Consider the following 15,984-nt stretch of genomic DNA (forward strand, 5'->3'; position numbering starts at 1 on the left):
ACACAATCTGCAAATCGTCATTTGATCCCGCCTGTATAGATCACGTGTTACTTGCAGAGGTCCAACAGCCTTAATTTTGTGAATTGTCTATTTTTATTAGACAATTATTACAAAGTCAATACAAATAAAATTTAAAAAATCTTCGATACTATTTGAATTTGCTTATATTGATTTTCTATGACTTAACAACTTCATTTGGATTAATATTCCTAAAAATATTTAATCCATTATTTATGATAGACCCCCTACCAATATTGACCCCCATATAAACAGTAACTCCCATTCCAACAACGGCAGTATCTCCAACAATTACACTCCCCGCCAAGACGGCACCAGGTGCAACATGAGAGTTGCTCTCAAGTATACAGTCGTGGGAGATAATCGAACCAGAATTAACAATGCAATTATCACCAATAACAACATCACTACCAACACAAGCGCCCATCATTACCTGATTCCCTTCTCCTAACTTTACTGACGGCTCAATGACTGCTGAAGGATGAACTAAATTAGGAAGATAGTAACCAATATTTTTTAACTTTGCATAAAGTACTTTACGTACAACAGGATTTGAGACGGATCCGATTCCATTAACTGCACAAGATACGCCCTCGCTCCATAGCTTTTCTAAAATCGTATCATCTCCAATGACTTTAATACCACAAACAATAGTTCCAATAGCCTTTTGAGAATCGACGATTCCAACAATTTGATATTCGTTTCGTTGCAGCAATATATCAATGCACATCTTGGCATGCCCACCGCCACCAAGAATCACTATCTTATTATTAAGTCGCTTTATATGTTTTAATGGATGTAATATTGTCTGACCACTAACAACTAATGCCTGTCTTTCAATATCGGAAACAGAAATTAGCCCGTTTTTAAATACAGATGTATCTACACCCAACTCGTCGGCACGTTTAATTGCGGCTTTAGAAAGTTTGGCATTGTTATTTTGTAACGGGTCAACTTCAACGTTAGGTGTGTTTAATACAATTATCGGATTATTCTTCCCATCATCCAGTCGGCAAAGTAAAGATCCAACCAAGACAGTATCCCCAACGGAAATTTCATGGTGAATTAGACCATCCGCTGGAGCGTCAATCTCAACATTCGTTTTTGTAGTCTCAATTTCAAAAATACTGTCGCCTTTTTTAACTTTAGTAGATGACTTGAATTTTACGGAAAGTATAGTCACCGACTCATCGTTAACATTTTCCCTAGGAACAAATACTTCAATCATTGAGCGCCTCTACTTCTATGAGAGTTTACTAAATTAATGACACGATTTATGGTTGGAAGTATTTCTAATTCAAGAGAAATTATTGACGGTATGGGAACAGGCTCCGCTCCCACTCGCAGTGCAAAATCCAGTTGCACCTTATTTTCCACCAACGTACTCAAAATTTCCGAGCCAAATCCAAAACTGATAGATCCATCTTCAACAATAAGAACGTTTCCTGTTCTATTGACTGATTTCTCAATCAAACTTATATCGAGTGGATGTAACTGAGTTACACAAATTAATTCAGGTATATAATCTGTCTCATAAAAAAATAATTCAAGATTATCTGCAATGTGACGGGCTGATTCACCATAAGAGACGATTGTAATTGTTGGAGTGGCCCCTGTGGGGCTTAATTTCAAGGCTCCAAACGCCTTTTGCTCTCTAAATACACTATGGGTTGTAGTATCAGTCCATAAAAACTTACCGTAGTCACTCTTGCTTTCTAAAATCACCAATGGGCAATCAATATACTTAGTTTCCTCAATAACAAGCGCTGGATTTAGCAAAGAAGAAAGCGCAATCACTCCAACATTGTCAATTCCCAGCAAGTGCTTTTCCAATGACTGTGAATGTGTAGGTCCATATCCTCTTTTCCCGCCCATAGGCGTTCTAATCCTAAGCGGTACTGATGTCTGAAACGCATACATGTGATGCATTTTTGAAGCATTACTAATTAGCTGATCAAATGCGTGAGTCATGAAGTCGCCGAACATTATCTCGGCGAAACTTTTCGTACCCATCAACGCCATTCCCGTTGCAACCCCAATCAAACCAGCTTCACTTATAGACGAATTCCTAACGTAATCAGGAAACTCAGTTGACAAACCTTTTGTAACTTTAAATGCACCACCATAAGGGTCTGCTATATCTTCCCCTATATGAAATGATCCATCTAACAAGGTTTGTCTATACGCTTCGTTTAGAGCCTGAACCATTCTAATTTTTGGATTTAGGACTTGCCCTAACTTTGCCGTTGTATCTCTTGGCAACTGGTCCTTAGCATAATCACTATAATGAAGCGTTTTTCTTGGCGAACTATTAATATGGTTTTCTATTTTTATTGAAATCCCATTAGAAACATTTCTCCATTCTTCATCTTCTAAGAAAACATTCAAAAGATCTTTGGAATTGAAAAAATTTAGCTCATCCGCATCTCTATTGTCATCGCCTTTGGAATGCGGATTTAGTCTATAAGTTCTTATAATGAGAAAAGCAGGATTACCTTCGCGAACAAACTGAATTGCATCCTTAGCAACTCTAAACAATTTAGTAACATCCCAAGTATCAGCTTCAAATGTTCTAATACCAAAAGCCTCTGGTCTTTCTTTAATGTTTCCTGCTACGCCATCAGCTTGTGACGTTGATTGGGAATAGAAATTATTCTCACAAACGATTAGATGCGGTACTTTATATAACGATGCCAGATTAAAAGATTCATACAGAACCCCCTCCCCCAAAGTACCTTCGCCAATAAAGGATACAGCGATGCCTGGAAGCTTATTTAATTTTTTATGCAGTGCTATTCCTGTTGCCACAGGAACTAATGCGGCTTGAGGTCCATTAGACATGAACCCTTGCGCATACAAATGCTGACTACTCCCTATGCCTTTGCATACGCCACTTTCAAGACCCATTAATTCATCAACTAAACCTTGCCAATTTTTTGTTTTTGAGATGAAATGACCATGGCACCTGTGATTTGATGTTACCCAGTCATCTTCAGTTAATTGCCCGGCGACTGCAACTGCACTAAACTCCTGCCCAACGCAAGTATGAACAGTACCATTGACCCTACCTTTTGAAAATAAATCAAGGAATTTTTGCTCAACCAATCTAATCAATAAGGCTTCTTCAACAACGTGTTTAGGTATTAAAGAATGGTCACTATCTTTGTTTGCTAAATGTATAAGCTCGCTAAACTGCATTTTGATTCCTACCCAACTATTGTTACATTTTCGGACCATATTGCGAGCAACAACCCCTTGCTTTATATCATCAGGATCAAATCGCCATGATCCATCTACCTTGAAACCGCCCCCCTCTGCGCCATCTGAAGGTGTAGTTCATCAGCATCAGATATACAGCAAGGTCTTTAACTGTATGTCTGGGGTATTTCTTTAAATGCAGTTTATTCATCAATTCCTATAGCATACATGAAATTTTCGTAAATTAGTCCAAGTGAGTGCACGTTTAGCCCTAAAACGTCTCACAATCGTGAGTTTTTTATGATGGGACACCGCTTTGCAGACTGATAAAAATGACAAACTGAGGCCAGCACTATTGAACACATGAACTCTGTAAACCTGCACTTTTAGTGTTTCGAAGTCTCAAGCATTGATAACTTTAGTGCGCAACCCCCCACTAGCAGCGCTATAACTCAAGCAGGTAGATATGGCCTCACCTTTGTGAGTGATGGCCACCCTATGAGCAATGGTGCGTAGCTGGATTAAAGAACTGCACGAAGGCATGCGTCCGCAAGATGCAATGTCAGTATAGTCTAGCGCATACAATGTAAAAAAATGAATTGTAGGTGGCTGTATACATATGCGGATTAAGCAATGACATTTAACATGCTGCTATGGTCGACTGACACCAAGCAAGATACTCCCCATTTATTAATGCACTATTACAAAACTGCTAGACGTGACGGCTGACAACCCTAAACTTGCCGATCTGAATGGCACAGAAAAAAATACAAATTCGTACAACTTAGTGCGGGAAATGCATAAGCATATCTAAAATTTAATGGGATGGCGTTAAGTTTTAAATGATCAGGTACGAGCCAGTCATTACCACACGAAAAACGAATTGTCATTTCCCTTCGGCACCTTTCACCGTAAGGGGCAATACAAGATGGAATAGGCAGCGCAGCACCTTGACCGGTCAAAAACCCTTATAATCCTGCGTCTATTATCTTCAGATGCGAGAAATGCCGTGAGCTTACCGCCGTGCCCCAAATGCAATTCCGAATACACCTACGAAGACGGCACCCAATTCGTCTGTCCGGAATGCGCCAACGAGTGGACTGCTGACAGCGCAACTGACGTCTCTGACGACGTCAAAGTCATCAAGGATTCGGTAGGCAATACCCTACAGGACGGCGATACCGTTACCGTTATCAAAGACCTCAAGGTCAAAGGCTCGTCACTGGTGGTTAAAGTCGGCACCAAGGTCAAGAACATTCGCCTGGTTGACGGCGACCACGATATCGACTGCAAGATCGACGGCATCGGCGCTATGAAACTGAAATCGGAGTTTGTGAAGAAGGGTTGAGGCATCAGTTTTGAACTGAATAAAAAAGCCCGACGCAATGCGCCGGGCTTTTTTTATTCAGATATCACCAAAGAGTGCAGACCGAATGATCATTCCCACTCAATAGTCGCTGGCGGCTTGCTCGACACGTCGTAGGTAACGCGAGAGATGCCTTCGATTTCATTGATGATGCGGCCACTGACCACTTCCAGCAGTTCGTAAGGCAGGTGCGCCCAGCGTGCGGTCATGAAGTCGACGGTTTCAACGGCGCGCAGGGCGACGACCCAAGCATAGCGACGCGCATCACCGACCACGCCTACCGATTTCACCGGTTGGAAGACCACGAACGCTTGGCTGACTTTGTGGTACCAGTCCGCTTTGCGCAGTTCTTCGATGAAGATGTGGTCAGCACGACGCAGCAGGTCGGCGTATTCCTTTTTCACTTCACCCAGGATCCGCACGCCCAGGCCTGGGCCTGGGAATGGGTGACGGTAAACCATGTCGTACGGCAGACCCAGCTCAAGACCCAAGCGACGAACTTCGTCCTTGAACAGCTCGCGCAGTGGCTCGACCAGTTTAAGGTTCATCTCGTCCGGCAAACCGCCCACGTTGTGATGCGACTTGATCACATGAGCCTTGCCGCTTTTCGCGCCAGCCGACTCGATCACGTCCGGGTAGATGGTGCCTTGGGCCAGGTACTTGATGTTGTCCAGCTTGCAGGATTCGGCGTCAAACACATCGATGAAGGTGCGGCCGATAATCTTGCGCTTCTTCTCTGGGTCGCTTTCGCCCGCCAGGTTGCCGAGGAACTGATCCGCAGCGTTGGCGCGAATCACTTTGACGCCCATGTTCTCAGCGAACATGGCCATGACTTGCTCGCCTTCATGCAGGCGCAGCAGGCCGTTGTCGACAAAGACACAGGTAAGCTGGTCGCCAATGGCTTTGTGCAGCAAGGCCGCGACGACGGAAGAATCGACGCCGCCAGACAGGCCGAGCAGTACGTTGTCGGTACCCACTTGCGCGCGGATGCTGGCGATAGCGTCGTCAGCGATGTGCGACGGCGTCCACAGCGCTTCGCAGCCGCAGATGTCGAGGATGAAGCGCGACAGAATGCGCCCGCCTTGCTTGGTATGGGTCACTTCCGGGTGGAACTGCACGCCGTAATAGCCGCGCTTATCGTCAGCCATACCCGCGATTGGGCAGCTTGGGGTGCTGGCCAACAGATGGAAGCCTTGCGGCATTTCAGTCACTTTGTCGCCGTGGCTCATCCACACGTCGAGGCCGAGAACGCCATCGAGGTCGATGTGGTCTTCGATGCCGTCGAGGATGCGGCTTTTGCCGACGACATCAACGCGGGCGTAACCGAATTCGCGCATCTCGGAGCCTTGCACGCGACCGCCCAGCTGTTCCGCCATGGTCTGCATGCCGTAGCAGATGCCGAAGATGGGAACGTTCAGGTCGAAACACGCTTGGGGTGCCCGTGGGCTGCCGGCTTCATGAACAGACTCTGGTCCGCCAGCGAGGATAATCCCGCGCGGGTTGAATTCGCGAATCGCTTCGTCGTCCATGTCGAACGGATGCAGTTCGCAATACACGCCGATCTCACGCACGCGGCGGGCGATCAGTTGCGTGTACTGGGAGCCGAAGTCGAGGATCAGGATGCGGTGGGCGTGAATGTCGAGGGCCATGACTCTTCTCGTTCTCGTCGGAAAATCAGGAACAACACGGGGCTGCTAGCAGCCCCGGATTAACTGTAGAAGCGAATTTATTCGGGAAGCGGATAACAGGGTCTGTCTGCTAGACCAGGTTGTCGCTTTCCCGAATGAATTCGGTCCCACAGGAACAGCTAAACAGCGCTTTTAGCCGACGCGGTAGTTCGGCGCTTCTTTGGTGATCTGCACGTCGTGGACGTGGGATTCAGCCATGCCAGCACCGGTGATACGCACGAATTCAGGCTTGGTGCGCATCTCTTCGATGTCGGCGCTGCCGGTGTAACCCATCGAGGAGCGCAGGCCACCCATCAGTTGATGAACGATAGCCGACAGCGAGCCCTTGTAAGCAACACGGCCTTCGATGCCTTCCGGCACCAGCTTCTCGGCGCCTTCCGAAGAATCCTGGAAGTAGCGGTCGGAAGAGCCTTGGGCCTGGGACATGGCGCCCAGCGAACCCATGCCGCGGTAAGCCTTGTAAGAGCGACCCTGGAACAGTTCGATTTCGCCTGGAGCCTCTTCGGTACCGGCGAACATCGAGCCCATCATGACGCAGGAAGCACCGGCGACGATGGCTTTGGACAGGTCACCCGAATAACGGATGCCGCCGTCGGCGATCAGCGGAACGCCCGTGCCTTCAAGGGCAGCAGCAACGTTGGCGATGGCGCTGATTTGCGGCACGCCCACGCCGGCAACGATGCGTGTGGTGCAAATGGAGCCAGGACCGATGCCGACCTTCACAGCGTCGGCGCCAGCGGCAACCAACGCTTTGGCAGCGGCGCCCGTGGCGATGTTGCCGCCAACGACCTGCACTTCAGGGAAGTTTTCTTTAACCCAACGGACGCGATCAATCACGCCTTTGGAGTGGCCGTGGGCTGTATCGACCACCACCACATCAACACCCGCCAGCACCAATGCGGCAACGCGCTCGCCGGTGTCTTTACCGGTACCGACCGCTGCGCCAACGCGCAGACGACCTTGGTCATCTTTGCTCGCCAGCGGATAGGCCTTGGCTTTTTCGATGTCCTTGACGGTCATCATGCCCTTGAGCGCGAAGTGAGCGTCGACGATCAGGACTTTTTCCAGGCGGTGTTTGTGCAGTAAATCACGCACTTCGTACTTGTCGGCGCCTTCACGTACGGTGACCAAACGCTCTTTAGGCGTCATCACTTCACGAACGGTGGCATCCAGACGGGTTTCGAAGCGCACGTCACGGGACGTCACGATGCCGACCAGGTCGCCATTGTGCAGCACCGGTACGCCGGAGATGTTGTGCATGCGCGTCAGTTCGAACAGGTCACGAACCGTGGCATCTGCCTCGATGGTGATCGGATCTTTGACGACGCCAGCTTCGAACTTCTTGACCTTACGCACTTCGGCAGCTTGCTGCTCGATGGTCATGTTCTTGTGGATAATGCCGATGCCGCCTTCCTGAGCCATGGCAATTGCCAATCGGGCTTCGGTAACAGTGTCCATTGCGGCAGAAACCAGCGGAATGTTCAGCTCGATGCCACGTGTCAAACGTGTCTTCAAACTAACTTCGTTAGGAAGTACCTCGGAATAACCGGGCACTAGGAGAATGTCGTCGAAGGTTAGAGCTTCTTGGCTGATACGCAGCATGCGGGGGCTCCCGAGCGGGAAATTGGAAGCGCGTTATTGTACCCAGACATGCCTGTCGGCTCAATGTAAACCTTAGGCTATTTTTACGACCGCAACCCACCCCTGCAGGAGCCAACTTATTGGCGAGCAGTTGTCAGGCAAGCCGCGTCAGAGCGGACATCGCCAACAAGTTGGCTCTACAGAGGTGTGGAGGTCAAAGCTCAACCTTGACCCAGGCCACCGGGCTGTCGAGCCAGTCAGCGAATTCGTCGATGAAACTCTGCTTGAACCCGGCTTCTGCCCAGTTATTGAAGATAAAGCCCAGGTTGGAAAACGCGCAGGGCTGCAAGAACAAGAACCCGTTGATGTCGTCTTCGTGCCCGCATTCCGGGCAGACGAAGTTGTCGGTGCGCCCCGGCATCCAGTCTTCAAGGCTTTCAAATAACGCCTCGCCCACTTCTTTACGGCATTCGGCGCAGCCCGCCTCTTCAAGAAATCCCTTAGCCGGGGTGTAGATGCAGCGATGGGTGATGATTTCCAGCCCGTTGATTGGCTCATTGAAAGGCAGCGCTTCGGGGTGCAGCACCACGCTGGCCGCACCCGGCGCAATGGCGTGGGCCATGCGATTGCCGCTTCGGCCGCAGGTAGTCGGCGCTTCTTCAACAATATTTTTGCGCACTAACCAACGTAAAATGGCCCGCGCCCGGGGCTCGTGAACGGCCAGCGTAGAAATCTTCGGGACAATAATGCTCTGCGAATTCATGGTACTGCCTGTTGCGACGCGTTGAGAACACGGCAGCTTAATCCCTCGCAGCATCAGGTCAAGTGCCAGCCGAAAGGGAAAAGTAGCGAGCAATCAGCGCAATTCCACTGGCCAATACCAACCAGGTGATTAACCGCACAAAGGCTTCACGGGACAGCTTCATGGTCAGCGAGCGGCCCACCCATGAACCAAGCACCATGGCCGGAAACAAACAGGCGGCCAACATCAATAAAGAAACGTCAGCGTAGACGCCCGCGATCAGAAACAAGCTTAAACGGACAATGGTGCTGCAACTGATCAACGCGGCTTGGGTCGCCCGCACTTGCTCTTTGGAGGTCAAGCGGCTGTTGAGGTAGATCGCATATAAAAAACCGCCGCTGCCGAACAGCGCCCCAAACAATCCTCCAACCGTACCCATTGGTATCGCCCACCCCGCCGCCAGTTGCGCCGGGCGCACTTTGACCAACAGGCTATAGAGCGCATAAACGGTGATGAACAGTCCCATCAACAACAGCAGCACATTGGATTTCAAATTAAGCAGAAACACCACGCCGACGGTGCAGCCAATCGCCATGCAGGGTAGCAAGCGCAGCAGCTCGGTTTTGACCACGGATTTGCGCGAGGGCAGCAGATTGCCGAACGCGGCGATGAAGTCCAGCAACACCAGTAACGGAATGATCCGCGACAGAGACATGAAGTTGATCAAGATCGGCCCAGCGATTAGCGCGGTGCCGAATCCGGCGATGCCAAACACGATGTACGCCGCCGTCGCGCCCAATTCGATCAACAGCCAATCCAGCGGCGAGAAGGCCAACTGATCGAACAACGTGGCGATATCGGAAAGGGCCATGGGTTCGCGTCCTGAATACCGGGGGGCTGACTTTAGCAAGCTTGAGCAACCTATCGACAGTGCGACGGTCCGGTTTAGCGATCCCACCCGCTCCGTGTATCATGCCCGCCATGATTAAAGACCCCTTCGCAAGACTCGGCCTCGACCGGGAAGTCCTCACCGTTAGCCAGCTCAACGGCCGTGCGCGCGTGCTGCTGGAGGATGTGTTCAGCAATATCTGGGTGGAGGGCGAAATCTCCAACCTGTCGCGCCCGGCCTCCGGCCACGTGTATTTCACCCTCAAGGACAGCGGCGCCCAAGTGCGTTGCGCGCTGTTCCGGCAGAACGCGGCACGGGTTCGGCAGGTGTTGAAAGACGGCCTGGCGGTGAAGGTACGGGGTAAGGTGTCGCTGTTCGAAGGGCGTGGCGACTACCAATTGATACTCGACACGGTTGAGCCTGCCGGCGAAGGTGCGCTGCGCTTGGCCTTCGACGCGCTGAAAGAAAAGCTTAATGCCGAAGGCCTGTTCAGCGCCGAGCGCAAAGTGCCGCTACCGTTGCATCCGCAGCGCATCGGGATTATCAGCTCGCCGACGGGCGCAGTGATTCGCGACATCATCAGCGTGTTCCGCCGCCGTGCGCCGCAGGTTCGGCTGACGTTGATCCCCACTGCCGTGCAAGGCCGCGAGGCCATTGCGCAGATCGTCCGAGCGCTGAAACTGGCCGACGCACGAGGTTTCGACGCCTTGATTCTGGCCCGAGGCGGCGGTTCGCTGGAAGACTTATGGTGCTTCAACGAAGAAGCCGTGGCCCGCGCAATTGATGCTTGCGTGACGCCCATCGTCAGCGCAGTTGGGCACGAAACCGATGTCTCGATCAGCGACTTCGTAGCAGACGTCCGCGCTCCGACGCCATCGGCCGCCGCAGAATTGCTTGCACCAGACTCCAGCGACTTGCATCGCCGGGTCGACAGCTTGAAACGCCGACTGGTCGCGCGAATTCAGGACCGGCTGATGCGAGACCGCTTACGCCTGGAAGGCATGTCTCAACGCTTGCGCCACCCCGGCGAACGTCTGCGCCAACAAGCACAGCGTCTGGATGATTTGGACATGCGCCTACGTCGAGCCTTCGAACAGCACGCGCACAAACGCGCGGTACGCTTGGCCCATCTGGAGACCCGACTTGCCGCACAACATCCGGGACGCACCTTGGCGTTTTTGAAGCAGCGGTTGGACGGTTTGTCCGAACGCTTGCCGCGTGCCATGCGTGAAACGCTTAAAACCCGCCGTTTACAACTGCAAAGTCAGGTCCAAACTCTGCACGTGGTCAGCCCGTTGGCAACCTTGAGCCGTGGTTACAGCATTTTGCTTGATGAACGCGGCCATGCCATTCGCAGCGCCGAACAAACCCATAACGGTCAGCGCTTGAAAGCACGGCTGGGTGAGGGTGAACTACATGTGCGGGTCGAAGATAACCATTTGGCGCCGGTTACCCTTTCCCTTTTGGATTGATCTACATGCTGCGTTTCATTGCACCGATTATTGCCTTGCTGCTGGCTCTACCCGCCCACGCCGCTTCTGACAGCTACATCGCGCGCCTGCTGAACAAACCCGTGCCCGGTGGCGTGGCCGTGGTTGACCTCGGTCCCAGCGCGCAAACGCCCAAGGCCAGCTATCAAGGCAAACCGGTGTTGGTGGTTAAACAACAAGACGCCCACTGGGTGGCGATCATCGGCGTGCCGTTGACGATCAAACCTGGCAACCAGCAAATCACTGCAAAGACCGCGAGCGGCACACACACCCTGCCCTTCACTGTCGGCAACAAGGCGTACCCAGAGCAACACATCACGCTAAAGAATCAACGTCAGGTCAACCCTAATCCGGCTGACTTGAAGCGCATCGACATTGAGCTTGCAGAGCAAATCCGAGCCTATCGCAGCTTTAGCCCGGGCACTCCAAGCAATCTGCAACTCGACAAACCGGTGAACGGACCGCTATCCAGCAAGTTTGGCGTGCGCCGGTTCTTCAATGGCGAAGAGCGCAATCCCCACGCAGGGCTCGACTTTGCGGTACCGGCTGGCACGCCGATCAAATCGCCAGCGGCTGGGAAAGTGATTCTGACCGGCAATTACTTCTTCAACGGCAACACCGTCTTTGTTGACCATGGCCAAGGCTTTATCAGCATGTTCTGCCATATGTCGAAGATTGACGTGAAGGTGGGAGACGTTGTGCCGCGCGGCGGTGTGGTGGGACGCGTGGGCTCTACCAGTCGGGCTACGGGGCCGCATATGCACTGGAACATCAGCTTGAATGATGCACGGGTTGATCCGGCAATATTCATTGGGGAGTTTCAGCCCTAATGCCTTCCAAACCGTTCCAGGCGCTTTCACCTAATAACCATCCACCGCAGAAACATGCGACCCGCTGGGTCGATGCGCAATAACAAAGCAGAATTTTGCTAAGTCGCGCTACAAAATTCTTTAAAAACCGAAATATAGAGAATTTATCTCAATTTTTCAGCACAGCTTGCCAACGTTAACCCCAGTGGTTACGGTTGATGGCATGAAAACGCCAAATACCCTCATTCTGCTGCGCCAACACAGCTGCCTTAGCCTGGTCAGTGCACGACTGCCACGCTAATCGCTATGCCTCAGCCCTCTCATTCGTTTCAACGGTAGGCCGCCTTTTTCCGGCCCGGACACAAAAGGATTTCCCATGACTATGCTCAACGATCCGTCGACCAAGTACCGCGCATTCCCAATCATCGACCTGCCTGATCGTACATGGCCGTCGAAGACTATTACGACGGCGCCGATCTGGTGCAGTTCCGACTTGCGCGACGGCAACCAGTCGCTGATCGAGCCGATGGATGCAGTTAAAAAGCTGCGTTTCTGGAAGACGCTGGTGGCAGTGGGCGTGAAGGAAATTGAAGCATCGTTCCCGGCCGCATCGCAGACCGACTTTGATTTCGTTCGTACCCTGATCGAAGGCAATCACATCCCGGACGACACCACCATTCAGGTGCTGACCCAAGGCCGTGAAGACCTGATCGCACGCACCTTTGAATCGCTGCGCGGCGCGAAAAAAGCCATTGTTCACCTGTATAACGCTACGTCGCCGTCGTTTCGTCGCATTGTCTTTAATCAGGACAAAGCCGGCGTCAAAGAAATTGCCGTTAGCGCTGCCAAACTGTTCGTCAAGTTTGCCGCCGAGCAGCCAGAGACTCAGTGGACGTTCGAATATTCGCCGGAAACCTTCAGCGCCACCGAACTCGACTTCGCCAAAGAAGTCTGTGACGCGGTGATAGAGGTGTGGAATCCAACGCCGCAGAACAAGGTCATCCTTAACCTGCCGGCCACCGTTGAAGTGGCGACACCTAACATTTACGCCGATCAGATCGAGTGGTTCGGCCGTCATATCAACCGTCGTGACAGCGTGCTGATTAGCCTGCATACCCACAACGACCGTGGCACGGGCGTTGCGGCCACCGAGCTAGGCCTGATGGCAGGCGCGGATCGCGTCGAAGGCTGCCTGTTCGGTAACGGCGAGCGCACTGGCAACGTCGATCTAGTCACTGTGGCACTGAACCTCTATACCCAGGGCATCAACCCTCAGCTGGATTTCTCTGACATCGATGGCGTGCGTAAAGTCGTTGAAGAGTGCAACCAGATTCCGGTTCACCCGCGCCATCCGTATGTGGGCGATCTGGTACACACCGCGTTCTCTGGCTCGCACCAGGATGCCATCCGCAAGGGTTTCACTCAGCAACAGCCTGACACCTTGTGGGAAGTGCCTTACCTGCCAATCGATCCGGCTGACATCGGCCGTAGCTACGAGGCGGTTATACGGGTCAACAGCCAATCGGGTAAAGGCGGCATCGCTTACCTGCTGGAACAGGAATACGGCATCTGCCTGCCACGCCGGATGCAGATCGAGTTCAGCCAGGTGGTTCAAGGCGAAACCGACCGTCTGGGCTTGGAAATGAGCGCGCAGCAGATCTACAACTTGCTGCACCGTGAATACCTGCAAGCCAACGCCCCTTACGCCCTGCTCAGCCACAGGTTGCAGGAAGAGAATGGCAACAGCGCCGTCGATGCCGAAGTTCATTGTGAAGGCGAAACTCAGCACTGGCGCGGTAAGGGCAAAGGCGCGCTTGAAGCACTGGTCGCCGGTCTGCCGGTGTCCGTGGAAATCATGGACTACAACGAACACGCGATTGGTGCAGGGACCACGGCCAAAGCCGCTGCCTACATCGAGCTGCGCGTTAACGGCGACCGTGCGGTGCATGGGGTGGGTGTCGATGAAAACATCACCACTGCGAGCTTCCGTGCACTGTTCAGCGCACTGAACCGTTCGCTGTGCCAAGCCGAGGCCAAAGCGGCTTGATCTAAACGCCTTAAATAAAAATGGCCCCGAAGTGATCGCTTCGGGGCCATTTGTTGTCTGTTAGATTCAGACGCTTGTGCGGACGCCTTCGTCGGCAAGCCACAGACTCATAAGTCGATCACACTGTGGGAGCAGGCTTGCCTGCGAATGGAGCGACGCGGTTTGCAGGTAAACCGCATCGGCTGCTTCTCGACTCCCAGAAAAAAAACCTATCGCAGCTCAAACACATCCGCATCCAGATTCGCCGGAAAACGCGTGCGGTAGGCAGCTAACTCGGCGGCGTTCAGGCTGACGTGGAATACTCCATCGGCCTCACCCGCACTCAACAAACTCTCTCCCTGAAAATCAAACACGTGGCTGTCGCCGGTGTAGGCGAAGCCTTTGCCATCGACCCCAACGCGGTTAACCGCCGCGACGTAACATAGGTTTTCGATGGCGCGCGCAGGCAGTAACCGGTTCCAGTGCAAGCGCCGGGCGCCCGGCCAGTTCGCGGTGTACAGCAGCAAATCGGTGTCTTGGGCGTCGCGACTCCAGACGGGGAAACGTAGGTCGTAGCAAATCAACGGCCTGATCCTCCAGCCTTTCAATTCGAATTGAACCTGGCGCTCGCCCGGTGTGTAGTGTTTGTGCTCGCCCGCCATACGGAACAAATGGCGCTTGTCGTAATGCAGAAGCTCGCCATCGGGTCGCGCCCACAGTAGGCGGTTGCGATGGCTACCGTCGGCAGCACGGACGATGATGCTGCCGGTGATCACGGCGTTAAGCTTTTTCGCCTGAGCCAACATCCAAGTTACTGTCGGCCCCTGCTCAGGTTCTGCTTGAGCTTCGGACTCCATGGTGAAGCCGGTGGTGAACATCTCCGGCAACACCACCAAATCGGCGCCTAGGGCCTGATCAAGTAACAACTCGAAATGGTGGTGGTTGGCCTGGCGGTTATGCCATACCAGCGTGGTCTGAACCAATGCAACATTGAGATTAGGTAACTCGCTTAGATCGCGCATAGTTTTGTCGCTGCCTGACGCAGCGTCTCCTCGCGTTTGGCAAAGCACAGGCGAATCAGCCGCTGACCCTGCGGCGGGGACTGATAAAACACTGAAACGGGAATGCTTGCGACGCCATGCTCACGGGTCATCCACAGCGACATGTCGACGTCATTCAAATCAGGACGAATGTTCGAATAATCCACTAACTGAAAGTACGTTCCGCCCACACGGTCGAAGGTAAAGCGCGAGGGTGCCAGCAAGTCGCAGAACAGGTCGCGCTTGGCTTGATAGAACGCAGGTAGCTCTTCCACGTGCTCGGGGCACTCGGCCATGAAGTCAGCCAACGCGTATTGCAACGGCGTCACACCACAGAAGCTCACGTATTGGTGGATCTTGCGCAACTCGGCAGTCAAGGCCGGTGGCGCAACGACGTAGCCGGTTTTCCAACCCGTGACGTGGTAGGTCTTGCCGAACGAACTGACCACGAAGGCGCGCTGATAAAGTTCTTGATGGGCCAGAACGCTGGCGTGTTTCACCCCGTCAAAAACCAGGTGTTCATAGACTTCATCGCTGACCAGGTAAATATCGCGGTTGGCGATCAGAGCGGCCAGTTGATCAAGTTCATCACGGGTAATCAACGCACCCGTTGGGTTATGCGGGCTGTTGAGGATGATCATCCGGGTGCGCGGACTGATGGCCTCGCCCAGTTTTTGCCAATCGATTGTGAAGTCATTGGCACTCAACTGAACATGCACACAACGCCCCCCGGCCAGTTCAACCGAGGGTTCATAGCTGTCATAGCAGGGGTCGAACACAATCACTTCGTCGCCGGGGTTTATCACCGTCTGGATTGCACAAAAGATCGCTTGAGTGGCACCCGGAGTGATAGTGACCTCGGTGTCGGCATCGACCTGACGCCCGTAACTGCGGGCGATTTTGGCCGCAACTTGTTGGCGCAACGCCGGCAGTCCGGTCATTGGCGAGTACTGGTTGTGGCCTTCGGCGATATGGCGGCCCACTGCATCGCGCAGCGATTGCGGGCCATCGAAATCCGGAAAGCCCTGGGACAAGTTGATCGCACCCGTCTGGGTGGCGAGCTGAGACATGGTGGTGAAGATAGTGGTGCCGACGTTCGGCAATTTACTGATGATCATCGGCTATTTCCTTGCTGGC

The 15,984-nt window shown here is 52.7% G+C and carries 12 protein-coding genes; 4 read left to right on the forward strand and 8 right to left on the reverse strand.

The annotated features are described in order from the left end of the window. Positions 1-175: 175 nt before the first annotated feature. Together RHM59_RS10685 and RHM59_RS10690 are read right to left on the reverse strand one after the other, a co-directional pair. Positions 176-1,246, reverse strand: coding sequence for a NeuD/PglB/VioB family sugar acetyltransferase (locus RHM59_RS10685; RefSeq protein WP_322167984.1), 1,071 nt, complete (start codon positions 1,244-1,246; stop codon positions 176-178). Continuing rightward, complete coding sequence (locus tag RHM59_RS10690; RefSeq protein ID WP_322167983.1) at positions 1,243-3,216, reverse strand: dehydrogenase E1 component subunit alpha/beta; 1,974 nt, start codon at positions 3,214-3,216, stop codon at positions 1,243-1,245. The genes RHM59_RS10685 and RHM59_RS10690 overlap by 4 nt, the downstream gene beginning before the upstream one ends. A gap of 1,009 nt (positions 3,217-4,225) precedes the next feature. Here RHM59_RS10690 and RHM59_RS10695 point away from each other — a divergent pair. Then, positions 4,226-4,564 (forward strand): zinc ribbon domain-containing protein YjdM, encoded by a 339-nt coding sequence (locus tag RHM59_RS10695; protein WP_322167982.1) that lies wholly within the window; start codon positions 4,226-4,228, stop codon positions 4,562-4,564. A gap of 89 nt (positions 4,565-4,653) precedes the next feature. Here RHM59_RS10695 and guaA read toward each other — a convergent pair whose 3' ends face one another. The 4 genes from guaA to RHM59_RS10715 all read right to left on the reverse strand — a co-directional run bounded on the left by guaA (position 4,654) and on the right by RHM59_RS10715 (position 9,464). After that, positions 4,654-6,231: a glutamine-hydrolyzing GMP synthase gene (gene guaA, locus RHM59_RS10700; RefSeq protein WP_322167981.1), complete on the reverse strand. Its 1,578-nt coding sequence runs from the start codon at positions 6,229-6,231 to the stop codon at positions 4,654-4,656. 171 nt (positions 6,232-6,402) lie between these two features. Then, positions 6,403-7,872, reverse strand: coding sequence for an IMP dehydrogenase (guaB, locus tag RHM59_RS10705; protein WP_322167980.1), 1,470 nt, complete (start codon positions 7,870-7,872; stop codon positions 6,403-6,405). 193 nt (positions 7,873-8,065) lie between these two features. Beyond that, positions 8,066-8,614 carry a sugar ABC transporter ATPase gene (locus RHM59_RS10710; RefSeq protein ID WP_322167979.1) on the reverse strand — a complete coding sequence of 183 codons (549 nt, stop codon included), beginning with the start codon at positions 8,612-8,614 and terminating at the stop codon, positions 8,066-8,068. A 58-nt stretch (positions 8,615-8,672) separates the two neighbouring features. Then, positions 8,673-9,464 (reverse strand): sulfite exporter TauE/SafE family protein, encoded by a 792-nt coding sequence (locus RHM59_RS10715; RefSeq protein WP_322167978.1) that lies wholly within the window; start codon positions 9,462-9,464, stop codon positions 8,673-8,675. Between the two features lie 110 nt (positions 9,465-9,574). Between RHM59_RS10715 and xseA the strand changes: the two genes are divergently transcribed. From xseA to leuA, 3 genes are all read left to right on the forward strand, one after another. Beyond that, positions 9,575-10,954, forward strand: a complete 1,380-nt coding sequence (gene xseA, locus RHM59_RS10720; protein WP_322185376.1) for an exodeoxyribonuclease VII large subunit — start codon at positions 9,575-9,577, stop codon at positions 10,952-10,954. 5 nt (positions 10,955-10,959) lie between these two features. Beyond that, complete coding sequence (locus RHM59_RS10725; RefSeq protein WP_322286535.1) at positions 10,960-11,802, forward strand: peptidoglycan DD-metalloendopeptidase family protein; 843 nt, start codon at positions 10,960-10,962, stop codon at positions 11,800-11,802. A 355-nt stretch (positions 11,803-12,157) separates the two neighbouring features. Continuing rightward, positions 12,158-13,828 (forward strand): 2-isopropylmalate synthase, encoded by a 1,671-nt coding sequence (leuA, locus tag RHM59_RS10730; RefSeq protein WP_322184143.1) that lies wholly within the window; start codon positions 12,158-12,160, stop codon positions 13,826-13,828. Between the two features lie 209 nt (positions 13,829-14,037). On the opposite strand, the gene RHM59_RS10735 is transcribed toward leuA, so the two are convergent. Further along, complete coding sequence (locus tag RHM59_RS10735) at positions 14,038-14,829, reverse strand: amidohydrolase (protein WP_322167976.1); 792 nt, start codon at positions 14,827-14,829, stop codon at positions 14,038-14,040. Then, positions 14,817-15,965: a pyridoxal phosphate-dependent aminotransferase gene (locus RHM59_RS10740; protein WP_322286536.1), complete on the reverse strand. Its 1,149-nt coding sequence runs from the start codon at positions 15,963-15,965 to the stop codon at positions 14,817-14,819. The genes RHM59_RS10735 and RHM59_RS10740 overlap by 13 nt, the downstream gene beginning before the upstream one ends. Positions 15,966-15,984 lie beyond the last annotated feature (19 nt).

This window comes from Pseudomonas sp. MH10 (assembly GCF_034353045.1).
Taxonomy (GTDB): Bacteria; Pseudomonadota; Gammaproteobacteria; order Pseudomonadales; family Pseudomonadaceae; genus Aquipseudomonas.